This is a genomic window from Chryseobacterium culicis, assembly GCF_002979755.1.
In the GTDB taxonomy this organism is placed as follows: domain Bacteria; phylum Bacteroidota; class Bacteroidia; order Flavobacteriales; family Weeksellaceae; genus Chryseobacterium; species Chryseobacterium culicis_A.
The window spans coordinates 13,742-28,890 of record NZ_PCPP01000001.1; the positions used below are offsets into that span (position 1 = coordinate 13,742).

14 protein-coding genes are annotated in these 15,149 nt (G+C 35.9%); 4 read left to right on the forward strand and 10 right to left on the reverse strand.

What is annotated here, in order from left to right:
* Positions 1-24: 24 nt before the first annotated feature.
* A complete protein-coding gene (locus CQ022_RS00060) occupies positions 25-537 on the reverse strand; it encodes a YceI family protein (protein WP_034693303.1) in 513 nt (170 codons plus the stop codon).
* A gap of 725 nt (positions 538-1,262) precedes the next feature.
* Between CQ022_RS00060 and CQ022_RS00065 the strand changes: the two genes are divergently transcribed.
* Complete coding sequence (locus CQ022_RS00065; protein ID WP_105684391.1) at positions 1,263-3,401, forward strand: S9 family peptidase; 2,139 nt, start codon at positions 1,263-1,265, stop codon at positions 3,399-3,401.
* Positions 3,402-3,439: 38 nt separating this feature from the next.
* Here CQ022_RS00065 and CQ022_RS00070 read toward each other — a convergent pair whose 3' ends face one another.
* Positions 3,440-3,817, reverse strand: coding sequence for a hypothetical protein (locus tag CQ022_RS00070; RefSeq protein WP_105684390.1), 378 nt, complete (start codon positions 3,815-3,817; stop codon positions 3,440-3,442).
* Positions 3,818-4,110: 293 nt separating this feature from the next.
* Here CQ022_RS00070 and CQ022_RS00075 point away from each other — a divergent pair, with 293 nt between their 5' ends.
* On the forward strand, positions 4,111-5,136 hold the full coding sequence (locus CQ022_RS00075; RefSeq protein ID WP_105684389.1) for an LLM class flavin-dependent oxidoreductase: 1,026 nt from the start codon (positions 4,111-4,113) through the stop codon (positions 5,134-5,136).
* A 51-nt stretch (positions 5,137-5,187) separates the two neighbouring features.
* On the opposite strand, the gene CQ022_RS00080 is transcribed toward CQ022_RS00075, so the two are convergent.
* The 8 genes from CQ022_RS00080 to CQ022_RS22780 form a co-directional block, all read right to left on the reverse strand.
* On the reverse strand, positions 5,188-5,685 hold the full coding sequence (locus tag CQ022_RS00080; protein WP_123864358.1) for a hypothetical protein: 498 nt from the start codon (positions 5,683-5,685) through the stop codon (positions 5,188-5,190).
* 20 nt (positions 5,686-5,705) lie between these two features.
* A complete protein-coding gene (locus CQ022_RS00085) occupies positions 5,706-6,353 on the reverse strand; it encodes a hypothetical protein (RefSeq protein ID WP_105684387.1) in 648 nt (215 codons plus the stop codon).
* A gap of 140 nt (positions 6,354-6,493) precedes the next feature.
* On the reverse strand, positions 6,494-7,228 hold the full coding sequence (locus CQ022_RS00090) for an intradiol ring-cleavage dioxygenase (RefSeq protein ID WP_228421837.1): 735 nt from the start codon (positions 7,226-7,228) through the stop codon (positions 6,494-6,496).
* Between the two features lie 284 nt (positions 7,229-7,512).
* On the reverse strand, positions 7,513-8,187 hold the full coding sequence (locus CQ022_RS00095) for a LytR/AlgR family response regulator transcription factor (protein WP_105684386.1): 675 nt from the start codon (positions 8,185-8,187) through the stop codon (positions 7,513-7,515).
* Between the two features lie 4 nt (positions 8,188-8,191).
* Positions 8,192-9,280: a sensor histidine kinase gene (locus CQ022_RS00100; RefSeq protein ID WP_105684385.1), complete on the reverse strand. Its 1,089-nt coding sequence runs from the start codon at positions 9,278-9,280 to the stop codon at positions 8,192-8,194.
* 157 nt (positions 9,281-9,437) lie between these two features.
* Entirely contained in the window at positions 9,438-12,473 is a 3,036-nt protein-coding gene (locus tag CQ022_RS00105) for an AAA family ATPase (RefSeq protein WP_105684384.1), read from the reverse strand.
* A gap of 3 nt (positions 12,474-12,476) precedes the next feature.
* Positions 12,477-13,682, reverse strand: a complete 1,206-nt coding sequence (locus CQ022_RS00110) for an exonuclease SbcCD subunit D (protein WP_105684383.1) — start codon at positions 13,680-13,682, stop codon at positions 12,477-12,479.
* 210 nt (positions 13,683-13,892) lie between these two features.
* Positions 13,893-14,045, reverse strand: coding sequence for a hypothetical protein (locus CQ022_RS22780; RefSeq protein WP_165791715.1), 153 nt, complete (start codon positions 14,043-14,045; stop codon positions 13,893-13,895).
* 120 nt (positions 14,046-14,165) lie between these two features.
* On the opposite strand from CQ022_RS22780, the gene CQ022_RS00115 reads away from it, so the two are divergent.
* Together CQ022_RS00115 and CQ022_RS00120 are read left to right on the forward strand one after the other, a co-directional pair.
* Positions 14,166-14,414: a VF530 family DNA-binding protein gene (locus CQ022_RS00115; protein ID WP_105684382.1), complete on the forward strand. Its 249-nt coding sequence runs from the start codon at positions 14,166-14,168 to the stop codon at positions 14,412-14,414.
* Positions 14,415-14,560: 146 nt separating this feature from the next.
* Positions 14,561-15,061, forward strand: coding sequence for a peptidylprolyl isomerase (locus tag CQ022_RS00120; RefSeq protein WP_105684381.1), 501 nt, complete (start codon positions 14,561-14,563; stop codon positions 15,059-15,061).
* Positions 15,062-15,149 lie beyond the last annotated feature (88 nt).

The window sequence follows — 15,149 nt, forward strand, 5'->3', positions numbered from 1 at the left end:
ACCCTTTTAAATATATGTTATTTACTATGCTTGCTTTACAAACTGTAATTCACCAGCTACTTTTACATCATCACTTACCATTACACCTCCTGCTTCAAGAGCTGCATTCCAGTTTAATCCAAAATCTTTTCTGCTGATTTTCCCTTCAAAAGAGAAACCTGCTTTTGTATTTCCCCATGGGTCTACATTGATTCCTCCGAAGTCTACATCAAGAGTTACAGGTTTTGTAATTCCATTGATGGTAAGATTTCCAACGATAGAATTGTTTAATGCCTGAGATTCAAAAGTGATTGTAGGGTGTACTTCAGCATTGAAGAACTCTGCAGATTTTAAGTGGTTATCTCTGTCTGTATTGTTTGTGAATACAGAATCCGTTTGGATAGTAGCGGTAGTTTTTGCATTTGCAAAGAATTCATCTTCAGACTCAATTTCTGCAGTGAAAGTTCTGAAGCTTCCTTTTACGTTAGAGATCATCATGTGTTTTACTTTGAAAGTAATTTCACTATGCGTAGGGTCTAAAATCCATTTTGTTGCCATTGTATTTTGTATTTTTTGTTTGTTATTAATGATGCAAATTTAGGATAGAGTACCTATACAAGTCATTGATATAGGATAAGAAATGAGCTTTTAACATCAATCGTCAATTTTGCTTTGCAAGTGAATGGTGAATTTATTCCAACATCAAATCGACCAGCGCAGCGGATTGACAATTCACTATTGACTTATTTAACATTAATCGTCAATTTTGCTTTGCAAGTGAATGGTGAATTTATTCCCACATCAAATTGACCAGCGTAGCGGATTGACAATTCACTATTGACTTATTTAACATCAATCGTCAATTTTGCTTTGCAAGTGAATGGTGAATTTATTCCCATATCAAATTGACCAGCGTAGCGGATTGACAATTCACTATTGACTTATTTAACATCAATCGTCAATTTTGCTTTGCAAGTGAATGGTGAATTTATTCCCACATCAAATTGACCAGCGTAGCGGATTGACAATTCACCATTGACTTATTTAACATCAATCGTCAATTTTGCTTTGCAAGTGAATGGTGAATTTATTCCCACATCAAATTGACCAGCGCAGCGGATTGACAATTTACCATTGACCTAATCGATTACCTTTAAATTCTACTATTAAGTTAAGAAATAATTTCTTATGAGTGCATAAATTCCATTTTATGAATGTTTTAATTTAACATTTCTTAACGGTTGGTTTTTATTTCTTATTTTTGGAGGATTCAATTTTATACAATGAAATTACATAAGTTTTCTTTATTAATGCTGGTTTTAGGCAGTTCAGCATTTGCCCAGACCCAGAAGTTTACCATGGCTGAGGCTGTAAATGGGATGAGAACCAACCTTGCTGTGAAAAATATTTCTCAATTTTCATGGGCTGCGGACGGAAAATCTTACATCCAGGCCGTAAAAGGCGGTTATCTGATTACGGATTTGAAAACCAACAAACAGGATACTCTGATCTCCCTGAGCCAACTGAACAGGAATCTTTCCAATGATAAGCTGAAGGCTGTTCCGGCAATCAAATTTACAGGAAACACCAATGGCTATTTTACGACAGGTGGCAAAATGTCATGGATTGAGAAAGCCGGAAATGATTGGAAAATAAAAAGTGCAGCTGCTATTGATCAGGATGCAGCAAATGTAAAGATGTTTGGTGATGGTCAGACTTTTGCTTTCACAGCAAAGAATAATTTATTTGTAAACAGGAATGGAAAAACCATTGCTGTAACCAATGAGACCAATGAAAATATCATCAGTGGACAGGCTGTTCACAGAAATGAATTCGGAATTGATACCGGAATTTTTCCTGCCCCAAATTCTGAGAGCGTAGCATTCTATAAAATGGATCAGAGCATGGTAGCAGATTACCCGATCATCGATTGGGCTGTAACTCCAGCCGTTAACCATAATATTAAATACCCAATGGCTGGTAAGACTTCTCACCAGGTGACTTTAGGTGTTTTCAATATCAAAACTCAATCCACAACTTTCCTGAAAGTTGAAGGCGAAAAAGATCAGTATCTGACCGCAATTACCTGGAGTCCGGATTCAAAATACATTTTTGTAGGAGTTCTGAACAGAGGTCAGAATCATATGAAAATGAATCAATATGATGCTGCAACAGGAGAATTGGTGAAAACTTTATTCGAAGAAACAGACAGTAAATATGTTGAACCACAGCATCCGCTTACTTTCTTCCCGAATTCTAATACAGACTTTATCTGGCAAAGCCAGAGAACAGGATACAATCATCTGTTTCACTACAGTCTGGAAAAAGGTTTGGTATCACAGATCACAAAAGGAGACTGGCTGGTAACGGATATTTTAGGATTCAATGAAAAGAAAAAGGAGATCTATTTTACTTCTACAAAAGAAACTCCTTTAGAAAGACATTTGTATAGAATCAACTGGACGAACTTCAAGATGCAAAAACTGGATAATGCAGAAGGTATGCATATTGGAACACTGAGCAGTGATGGAAATTATCTGTACGATGCTTACAGCAATGCAAATTCACCAAGAATTGCCAATATTATTAATACGGCTAATTTAAAGACTACTAATATCCTTACTTCTGAAAATCCATTAAAGAATTACCAGAGACCGGAAATTAAAAATGTAGAATTAAAAGCAGATGACGGAACTCCTTTGTATGGAAAAATCATTCTTCCAACGAATTTTGATCCGAATAAAAAATATCCTACCATTGTGTATCTGTACAACGGACCACACTTACAGCTGATCACAAACAGCTTCCCGGCTTCAGGAAACCTTTGGTATGAATACATGGCTCAAAATGGATATATTATTTTCACCATGGACGGAAGAGGTTCTTCTAACCGTGGATTGAAGTTTGAGCAGGCAGTATTCAGAAATCTGGGAACTACAGAAATGAATGACCAGATGAAAGGAGTAGAGTATTTAAAATCTCTTTCTTATGTAGATGGTGACAAAATGGGAATCCATGGATGGAGCTTCGGAGGATTTATGACGACAAGTTTTATGCTTCGTAAGCCGGATGTATTCAAAGTAGGAGTAGCAGGCGGACCTGTAATCGACTGGAGTATGTATGAAATTATGTACGGAGAAAGATATATGGATACTCCACAGGAAAATCCACAAGGGTATGCTGCAGCCAATCTTTTAGATAAAGTACAAAACCTTAAAGGAAAATTACTGATGATTCATGGAGCACAGGATGATGTAGTAGTATGGCAGCATTCTATAAAATTCATCAAGTCAGCTGTTGATAATGGAGTTCAGTTAGATTACTTTACGTATCCGGGACACCCGCATAATGTGATCGGGAAAGACAGAGTTCACCTGATGCAAAAAATCACAGATTATTTTGATCAGAACCTTAAAAAATAAAAAAAAGTCCAGTCTACATGTAGACTGGACTTTTTTTGTTATTTATTTTTCTTATAGGTCAGAGACATATTATTTCCGTTGTTAACAAATGAGATGGTTCTTTTATTTTCATCAAAATAATCAACTTTAAAGTGAGTTGTATTTTTTCCAATGGTTAAATTCAGAATCTGCCCATCATTGTCTTTCGTTAATTCCCACTTTCCTTTATTAACGTCGTTTCCAATTGTGGCTTCAAAACTGAAATCTGGGTTGAAGTTCTGAAATACTTTATCGCTGCCAAAAAGAGATTTGATATCTTGTGGCTGGTTATTCACCACAGTCTCTACAAGCTGCCATTTTCCTACTAATTCTTTTGCTGTTTGAGCTTTAAATATGCCGGCTAAAGAAAGGCATACCATTACAATGTACTTTTTCATTATTTGAATTTTTAATTACAAGACAAATATACAATTAAATCCCATAAGTTGGATATGTAAATCATTGAAAATGAATAATTTAAATGATTAAAATTGATTAGTATGAATTGTTATTGAATATAGATTAAATGGTAGAATTATTTTTTTTATCAAATCGTATTTTATTGATTAATTACATTGTTGTCCTGAAGGTCACTTTAATTCTGATTACAGCGTCTCATGAGCGGATCTTAACAAACATCAATGTTTTTGATTTTTCAGAGCTGTAATTTTGTATTACTAAAATCAACAATATGGAATTAGGAATAGGAATGTTCGGGGATTTGGCTTTTGACCAATCTACCGGAAAATATAGAGATGCAGGGATTAAGATTCGTGAAATATTAGATCAGGTAAAATTCATGGATGAGGTAGGGCTTGATGTGTTCGCCATGGGAGAACATCACCGTCCGGATTATGCTGTTTCCTCTCCGGAAATAGTATTGGCGGCGGCAGCAAGTATTACCAAAAATATAAAACTAGCCAGTGGCGTTACTGTTTTGAGTTCTTCGGAGCCGGTAAAAGTATATGAGGATTTTTCAACACTGGATTTGATTTCAGATGGAAGAGCAGAGATCTTTGTGGGACGCGGAAGTTTCATTGAATCATTTCCGTTGTACGGATACTCATTGAATGATTATGAGCAGCTATTTGACGAAAAATTAGAATTATTACTGAAAATCAATTCTGAGGAAAACGTAAGCTGGTCAGGGAAACTTCGTGCTCCAATGCAAAACCAAACCGTCTATCCACGAGCAAAAAATGACGGAAAACTTTCTATCTGGAGAGCTGTAGGAGGAACTCCGCAGTCTGTGTTGAGTGCAGCACAGCTAGGAATGCCTCTGGTGGTAGCTATTATTGGAGGAATGCCGATCCAGTTTAGAAATCTGATCGAATTCTATAAACAGGAATACCAAAAAGCAGGACATGATGTTTCGAAAATGCAGATCGCTGTTCATTCCCATACTTTTGTGAGTGATGATCAAAAAGTGGTGGATGGGTATTTTCATAATTATAAATCTCAGATGGATAGAATAGGGTCGTCCAGAGGATGGGCTCCCTACACAAAAATGCAGTATGACGGAGGAAGAAGCAAAGACGGAGCCTTATTTATCGGAAGTCCGGCAGAGGTAGCAGATAAAATTGCTTATATGAAGGAGATTTTCGGAATTACAAGATTTATCGGACACATGGATGTGGGAGATCCTGCTCATGATGTGATGATGAAATCTATCGAATTATTCGGTAAAGAAGTGAAACCTGTTTTAAAAGATTTATAAAATAAAACCGCTGTTGATATTCAACAGCGGTTTCTTATGGAGTCACAAAAATTATATTTTCTGATAATAGACAATGGACACCTGGGAATGAAATGGAAGCATAAAGGTTTCCCAGCCGTTTTCCTGATCTGTTTCTTTACTGAGCAGATATTTGTTGTCTATCATATCAATCAGTAAAAGTTCCGGAGAGAAAAAAGTAAGTCCTATTTTATGTTTTGAAGGATCTTCCAGATGAGAAGAAATCAGATCCAGTTTAAAATTGTCAAAAGGAAAAAATGTATTCCCCAAGACATCAGGTAAGCTTCGGATCACTCCGCCTAATTGTGAAACATAGTTACTAGCAGCACTACTTAACAAAAAAGGGATTTGTTTGGCTCCTGGATTTTTCTGAACAAGCTCCCAATAATTCTTTACAGGATTTTCTTTTTCATCAAAAACCTGATGCTGAATTTTATATTCGAAATAGGTATCATCAAATATATAACGATCCCAAACCATATCAGAACTTTGATCAATGACAATGCGAAAAGCGAGTTTTATCTTTTTCATCGTTTCATCCATTTTATCATTTACACTTCCATAAAAAGAATCAAGGCATTTTCACTCAACGCCTCAAATTCCAATTCTTCAAGTTCCCAAAGCAGGATAGCATCCCGATTTTCCATCAGTCTGTTTTGAAACTCAAATGCACCGTTGATAACCATTCCGAAAATAGATTTATCAGCATCTTTCAATGCATAATATCCTTCAGCGCGGCCATTATAAAGTCCGATAAAATTAGGCTGCTGTAATACCTTAGAAATATTAAAAGCATTGTTTTTTAGGGTGAAATCCAATACATTTTTGGTGTAGTTCTGAATGTTTTCTTCTTTTTTAAATTCAAAAATTAGAACATCTGTCCGGTCATGATACACCATATTTTTGATGACAATATCTTTTCCTGCCTGAGTATTCAGCGTAAGAGACATTCCTGCTGAAATCGTTTCGTAAAAGTCGGTGATGATAATTTCCCCGTACAGGGGCAGTATGAGAAGAGTTCTTTCTTCCTCAAAACTGAGTCTTAATTCTCCTTCAATATCCAGAACTATCTCTTTGACGTTATACAGAGTATAAGTTCTATCTTTATCGTTAAGAATCTCAGTAACGGTATTTTTTTCATTTTCCTGCCAGATTCTGAAATCATTTTTGAAAATTTTAGAAGGCGCTTGAACTAACATATGTGTACAATTTAATATTTCCACGAGACACAGATCTATACATTGCTTTTGGGGATGAGAAACAAACGATTGATATCTATATCAGACCTGTGCTTTGTGGAAATAGGATAATAACTAATATTTAAAGAACTTTTCAGAATTTATGCCGATACTTTTATAGTATGAGTAAGGGTAAAACCACCGCTTACGCTTCCGGAAATAGTTGACATTTCATTAGCTGTTCCGTCACTGAATACATTATCATTGGCATTGTATGTATATCCGGTCATTCCTTTGTATCCTGTACTTGCAGCAACCTGTACCACTGCACTGTCGCTTCCTTCCGGAAATGCAATCTGAGTCACCAGTAAAGACTGGCCCGCAGAATTGTAAATGTGGACATGAATATGAGTAGCCCTTCCATTATACCAACCCGGAAAAATAGATGTGAATTTTACCTGGCCATTACTATCTGTGGTCTGTCTTCCTCTTAAAAAATGAACCGTAGTATAGTTGGTGGGCTGCATCCCAGTTCCTCCATATTCAGAGTAGTTTCCATCTTTATCGCAATGCCAGATGTCTACAAAAGCGCCCTGTAAAATAGCACAACTTGTATTTACATTCTGTACCGTGATGGTAATCGTAAAAGGAACTCCTGTTCTGTCACTGACAATATTACTTTGAACGAGACTGGATGGAGATTTTGTAGGAAACGGCCCTTCAGTTTCTGTATTGGTAACCGAACATCCTGTAGAACCTGAGCCTGTTGAGGTACCAGAAGATGAATCTGTAATATCATCATCATTTCCGCAATGGATCAAAAGAGGAGCGGCAACAGCTGTTACTCCGGCTAATCCAAGACTTTTCAGAAAGCCTTTTCTATTCATTGTTTTCATAATACAGGGGTTTAAGATTATACTTTAGGCTGGAAGTATGAAGATGGGAGAGGGAAGTTTTTGAATGCGTAAGATCATCCAGAACCCCGCTCACAGCTTTCAGCCTTTTTCTTACTCCAAAAGTATTTTCAAAAAATGGTGCAGGAAAATTTATGAGGTAAACGAATAAAATGTGTCGGTAAATAAGTGTTTTTTAAGAATTGTTAAGAGAACGGATGGGAATTGGAAGAAGGAAACTGGAAGTGGTGAGCAATATTTTCAAGACATTCATTACTTCCATCTGATTATTTATTCACAATCTTCATCACCAGATCTTTGTAAGTTTCCCCGATAGGAATAATGAAATCTCCAATGTAGATGTTGCGGTTGACAATGGTTTTAATATTTTGTACGGGAACAATATAAGATCGGTGTACTCTCACAAAATCCTTTTCAGGGAGCTTTTCCAGGATATTTTTCATAGAAGAGCGTGCGGTGATGGTAGAATGGTCGTTTAAATGGATCTGGATATAATCATCTAATCCTTCAATCAGTACAATATCGTTGAAATTGATTTTATGAAGTTTGTAATCAGCGCGTATGGAAAGGTATCTTATTTCATCAGCGTCAGCACTGTTTTTTACTTTCTCCACTGCGGCCTTGAATCTTTCGAAAGAAAATGGTTTTAAAAGATAATCAACTGCATTAATGCTGAATGCATCTACAGCATATTCTGAATAAGCCGTTGTAAAGATTACTTTGGTATGCTGGGAGATGTTTTTATAAAAATCCATTCCGTTTTTGGAAGGCATTTCTATATCGAGGAAGATGAGGTCTACAGGAAATTTGTTAAGATATTTTTGCGCATCACTTTGCGTATTGAAGACCTTTTCAAGAGAAAGGTTTTCAATTTTTCCGGCGTAATTCTCAATGATTTTCAAGGCGAGAATTTCATCGTCAAGAGCGATGGCTTTTATCATAGGCCTATAGTAATTTAATTTTTAAATCAACTTCAAAAGTCTTCCCGTCATTGATCATGCTCAATGAATGTTTTCCCGGATAAACCTGTTGTAAATGTTCAAGAGTATTTTTTAATCCCACTTTTAAACTTTCTTCATCTGTAATATTCCGGTTCACAATATTATTAAAAACTTGAAAATGAAGCTGTTCTTCCCGGATCATTATTGTAACGGTTATTTTAGAATTTTCTTCTGCATTAAAGCCATATTTGAAGGCATTTTCAATAAAATTAACCAAAATAAAAGGTGCTATCTGTAAATTCTTTGTTTCGCCAGTTTCAGTATAAGAAAAATCCAAGCTGCTGTCTGTTCTGATCAGCTGAAGAGCAATATAATCTTTTACATATTCAATTTCTTTGCTGAGTTTTACCAGATCTTTACTGCTTTCCTGTACCACATAGCGCATGACATTGGAAAGCTTCAGAATTCCGTTGGGAGTATCATCAGATTTGAGTAAAGCGAGTGAATAAATCGAGTTTAAAATATTAAATAAGAAATGAGGCTGCAATTGGTATTTTAAACTTAATAATTCTGCTTTGGCTTTGGAACGTTCCAGTTCCTTTTTCTCAATATTTTTAAAAATAAAAAGGGAAGATAAAAATGAAAACAGAAAGGGAAGGAGTGATGAAAAGATCATCTGTGCATAAAAACTATTATTTCCAGATTGAAAATTTCTCTGAGAAAATCCCTGCTCCATGGGTGGCGGAGGTATATTTCCATTGGGGTTTACAGGAGGTGGCTGCATCTGCATAGGGAAATGTTGTGCAGTAATCCTGTTTTCTGCAGTAAGATAATTAGGTACAAAAACCATCATTCCAAAACAGATCAAAAGACAGATGATAAACAGAACGTATCTTTTTTTGCTGTAGAACTTTGGAAGAAACAGATTGAGGTTGAGATAAAAAAAGAGAACTACCAATACAAAACGGATAAACTCTCGCTGGAATGGAGACACTTTAAAAACGGACAACGTTCCGTCAAAATCCGGAGAAGAAACAATCGGGATTGTTAAGAGTAACAAAATAAGGATAATATGTTGCCCGATTTTTTTCACGCCGTCAATGAATATTAAATATTATGATCTTCAAATGTAATGAAATGACATATAAAAAAATACACCTAAGCAGAAAATAAGAGATTTTCATAACTTAGGTGTACTTCAATACAGGTAAGCTGATAGCTTTAAAAATGAACGGAATGTAATCTTAAATTTATACGATCTCAATCAAGCTTCCTCTTTCCTCATCTTTAATGATATTGAGCGCTGTAGGGATTTTCTCTTTCAGTTCTTCAACGTGAGAAATGATTCCCACAATCCTGTTTTCTTTCATCAGATTAGTGAGGGTTTCAAAAACAATATTTACTGATTCTGTATCCTGAGTTCCGAATCCTTCATCAATAAAAAAGAAGTTCTTATCTGCCTGCGCGTTGGCCTGAACACTTTCTGCCAATGCCAGCGCAAGGCTTAAAGAAACCTGAAAGGCCTGTCCTCCCGAAAGTGTTTTTACACTTCTGCTTTTTCCTTCGTTGAGGTAATCAATGATTTCAAAATCGTTATTTTCATTAAGCTGAAGGCTTAGCTGATTTCTTGTCATCCGGTGGAAACGCACATTCGCATGATCACAAAGCTGTCTCAGATAAATAGACGAAACATATTGTACAAAACCTGCTCCTTTAAACAGATTCATCATGATTTTTAGATTTTCAGCACGTTTCTGGAGTTTTGCCAGTTCCTTTAAAAGAGTTTCTTTTTTTACGAATTCTTTTTCCAGTCGGTCTATTTCTGCAGTTTTGGTAACTACGGAATCACTGATTTTTTTCTGCTCACTTTGCGCCTCCTGGAACTGCTGTTCAGCCAAAGAAAACTGTTCGTTATCGAATGAAAGTCCCTTCAGTTTTAATTCCAGTTCGATGATGAATTTCTTTAGAGCTTCAAATTCAACCTTGAAATTCTGGATTTTGACTCTTACAAGCTGAACATTGATGTCCTGAAGCAAGATATTTTCAACTTCTCTGAATTGAGTGAAATTTTGATCTGCCAAAGCCTTACCAATAGCTTCTTCATTTCCGGAAATTTCTTTTTCAAGCTCGGTAATCTGTTTTTCAGATTGATTGACAATTGCTCTTTGCTCCGCCAGTTTTGGAGAAAGAATTTTTTCCTGCTGCAATGCCTTCTGATAATTTTCTTCAGTTTCTTTATTGGATTGTACAAGTTTTTGATAAGCTTCTTCAATCTCTGTTATTTCCTTTTGAGCATACAGATTCCAGTTCAGGATCTTAAGACCGGAACGGCTGATATTAATCTGTTCCTGTTTTGAAACCTCTTCCATGCGGAAACCTTCCAGAGCACTTTTATACTTTTCCAGCGTTTTAGCCTCTTTTTCCAGTGCTTCTCTTTCCAGTGTTACATTTCGTTCTGTTTCTTCAATCTTTTTTTCCAGCGTAAAAGAGTCTGAGCGTTTTTTTTCAAAATCCTCTTCCTGATCCGGAGAGAATGGTTTCCAGATGAAATTCTGAAGATGGGTTTCAATATTTTGTTGAATGTGAAGAACAGTTTTCTGCTCCGAAAGAAGCTGTTCTTCAAAGATTTTTTTGCGGTCGAGAATCTTATCAATTTCTGCTTCCTGCTTTTGAAGACCGATTACTTCCTGCTCAACCGATGTTATTTTCTCCTGAACTTCCTGCAGCTCAGCATTCACATCGTGAAATTCCACAATATGCGGATGTTCCTTAGACCCGCAAAGAGGGCAGTTTTCACCGTCATGAAGTTCACTGGCAAAACGGGAAAGTTCTTTTTGTATTTTAAGGTGATCCAGTTTCTGAGAAAGCTCTTTTTTCTTTGTTTCTAAGGTTTCTCTCCTGTTTTTGAAATCATCTTTATAATTTTCATGATAGGCAAAAGGTTGTAATTCTTCTGCAATTTCTCCGATTTGTTTTTGATGTTTCTCAACCTTTTCGGTTTGTTCCTGCAGGGATTTTTTTAAATTTTTTTGTTGAATAAACCAGTTTCCGACTTCTGAAAGTAAGGCAGAATTAAGTTTCTGTTCTTTTAAGTTTTTAACCAGGGCAGAAAGCTCATCAATGGTCTTTTGAATCTTTTCTTTGTTGATATCAACTTCTTTTACCTTTTCGGAACCTTTCTGTGTTCTTTCATTCAGAACTTTGATTTCTTCAGAAAATTTCAGGATCTGAATGATGAGGTTCAGGTCGTTTTCCTGGATTCTGGATTGCTCCAAGGCCTTAAACTTTGGTTCAAGAGCTGTGAGCTGCTCTTTTATGATGGTAAAAGCTTTTTCAGTTTCCTGCCAGCTTTTGATTTGTTGTTCTTTATCGTTTCGTTTATCAGCAATTTCTTTTGAAAGCTTATTTTTCTCAATAATCAACGGGTTGAAAATCCTGAAAACACGGTCGTATAATTCCATTTGTGCTTCCAGAGCATCTATTTGAGGCTTTTCTTCAGAAAGTTTAGTGAATTTTTCCTTATTCTGCTGTAAACTATCGAAGTCACTTTTTAAGTTTTTCAGCTGTTGATAAGTTTGGGAAATCTTTTCCAGCTTTTCATTGGATTCCGAAAGGAGTTTCTGTTCCTTTGCCAGCTGTTCTTTCTGAATCTTGATTTTTTCCTCATTGATTTCTTCAAAACCTTTTAGCTGTCCTTCCAGCTGATCCAGTTCAGATCTGTTTTTTACATGGAGTGCAGAAACATTGTTCTGAAGATCAAATTTCTGAAGATTAAAAATCTCCTTCATCATATTCGTTCTTTCTGCAGCACCCAATTCAAGGAATTCTTTGAACTGCCCCTGCGGAATAATGATGGTTCTTTTAAAATTGGAATAGCTTAAACCAATAATTATTTCTGCATTCGAATGATCTAAAGGAATCCATTTGCCATTAATATGCTCATAAAAAGTAATGGCATTAGGCTTTACTTCTTCGAATTTTTTTGAATTTCTTTTAAAATCACGGGTAGCACGGAAAAGCTTATTCTCATAATTCACAAAATCAAATTCTATATAAGAACTGTTTGATTTCAGATTCATCATGTTGTAAGCCCTTTTATCACGCATGTTCAGACGCTCCGTTTCCCCATAAAGAGCAAACGAAATCGCTTCTAAAACGGATGATTTTCCGGAACCCACAGCACCGAAAATACCAAATAATCCCGCTTCAGTAAGATTTCTGAAATCAATAGTCTGGTGTTCCTGATAGGAGTAAAGTCCTTCGATTGTTAATTGAACAGGGATCATGGCTTATGCATTTAAAATTTCGTTAAACAAATTCATCAGTTCTTCATTGGCTTCCTGCCCGCCGTTTTTGGATTTAAAATAGTCTTTAAATAATATATCAATATCCTGACTTAAATTGATTTCATGGTTTTGATCTTCTGATAATTCCAGGTTTTTTACTTTGGGAATAAGGTGAACAATTCCGTTGTGCGACTGATAGATTAATCTTCGTTCATCAGCTGTTAAAAAAGTCTCACTTTCCAGTGTAAGTTCTATAAATGTATATGGATTTTCACCTAACCAGCTGACTGTATCATCAATGGAGGTAAATGTTTTTCTGACTAAAGCTCTTCCTTTTGTCAGTGTTTTCTTCTCGTAAGAAACAGGTTTTCCCGGCTCTGCATCAATAATGGAAACATATTTTGTCTGTCCCGCTTCACTGAAACTGTAGCACAGAGGAGAAGAAGAATAAATAACAGGTTTTTCCTTCGTTCCGATATTCTGAAACCCATGCAGGTGGCCCAAGGCTGTATACTGAATCTGTTCAGGAATGCTATCCGAAAAAATAAGATCTGCATTTCCGATTTTAATAGGTTTTTCTCCTTCCGGCTCTTCCAGAACTTCCGAACCTCTTTTATTCATATATAAATGGGCGGTCAGAAGATTAACTCCGGAATCATCACAAAACTGATCGGCAAGATTTTTCCATGTCTGTGAAAGAACTTTGTTGATTTCTTCCTCTTTATTTTCACCAAAATATTCCTTTAACCGGATTTCATTGGCATAAGGAGTGTGAAGAATTCTTACCGGGAAATCTATTCCTTCTATTTTCAGTTCGATAAAGCCTTCTTTTGAATGGGTAATGTTGAAATATTCTGTACCAAAAGGGCTGATCTCTGCTTTAGGATGGCCTATTAAAATGATTCCGCATTCCCTGGCCAGAGCATCAGGAGCATTGATTAAACTGGGAGAATCATGATTACCGGAAATAGCAATTACCGGACGTTTACCGTTTAGTGATAACCGTTTTAAAGTTTTATAAAAAAGTTCAACGGCCTCTACACCTGGATTGAAATTATCGAATAAATCTCCGGCAATTAAAACTAAATCAACGTTTTGCTCGTCGGCAATCTGAACAATTTCATTCATCACCAAAACCTGTTCTTCTAGTCTTGAAAAACGGTCGAGGCGTTTACCCAAATGCCAGTCGGCAGTGTGGAGGATTTTCATAATCTAAGTTTGAGAATTAAAAAAGAGTATATGCAGAGAATTATTTTGCAAATATTAAAATGTAAATATAGAAAATACTTAATTTTAAAAAATAAGGTTTCCCTTAATTCAGATAAAAATTTCAGACAATTTTGCCTGTTGCCAGCTATCATTTTAGTACTTTAAATTCAGCTGTTTCAAAAACTGAGCAGGGTTTGGCAAAGGATTATTTTACAGTGTATTATCACCCTCCCTTGCTTTGAAATCTTCTCGAATTTTCTTTAACTTGGCTTTCCTTTCTGCTTCTGCATTTTGTATTTTGCGTTTTTTCTGATCAATTTTCTTTTTATTTTTTTGCCTGTTCGCTTCGTTGTTTTTGCTCATATTTTTTGTAACGAATAATTTTTATGGGTGAGAATAACTTCTTCAAAAATAAGAAACAAAAAGGAAGAGTGTTGTGGATTTCCGTATAAACTTATAATAAATTAATTTTGTGAAAAAAAGATGGAACAACAGTCCAAAGATCCTTTACATGGAAAAAGGCTGGATGCTATCCTTGAAGAACTCGTAGAATACTATGAAGGTTTTGAAAAGCTTGGCGAACAGATCAATATAAAATGTTTTACAGATAACCCAAGTATAAGCTCTTCCTTGAAGTTTTTAAGAAAAACACCCTGGGCAAGAACAAAAGTTGAAAGTCTGTATCTCTTTGTCCTGAGACAGAAAAAAAGAGAAGAAGGTAGAAGAAAATAAAGGCGGTAAAAAGAAGATCTATTTTTCTTTATGCCTTTCATAACATCCTTCTTCTATCTCCTGGCTTCCAAGCTCATTGAATCATTTCAAAAATAGTATATTTGTATTATTAATCGTGAAACAAAATCACGAAAAAAAGAAAAAATATGACAATTGAAAACAATCACGTTGTAGCTGTACGTTACATCCTTCACACTATCGAAGCGGACGGAACTAAAGTTCTTGTAGAAGAAACAACAGCAGAAAATCCACTTACATTTTTGTATGGTGTAGGAATGATGATTCCAAAGTTTGAACAAAATATCTTAGGTTTAAAAGCTGGTGATAAAGCTGCTTTTGTTATTCAGCCTGAAGAAGCTTATGGTGAAAGACAGCCTGATGCTATCGCTCAATTGCCAATTGAGATGTTCAAAGAATCAGGAACTCCACCTATTGGAGCTATTTTACCTTTATCTGATAACCAAGGGAATAATTTCCAGGCATTTGTGGTAGAAGTAACACCAGAAGTTGTAGTTGCAGATCTTAACCACCCAATGGCAGGTAAAGTGTTAGACTTTGAAGTAGAAGTTTTGAACACACGTCCGGCAACTGAAGAAGAATTGGCACATGGTCATGCTCACGGAATTGACGGTACTGACGCTCACTAAAAAATACTCTTAATGTCTGGTTTTTCCGGATATTTGTATACCAATCCATTATGGTTTTGGATAAAAGACAAAAATACCCCACAGAATT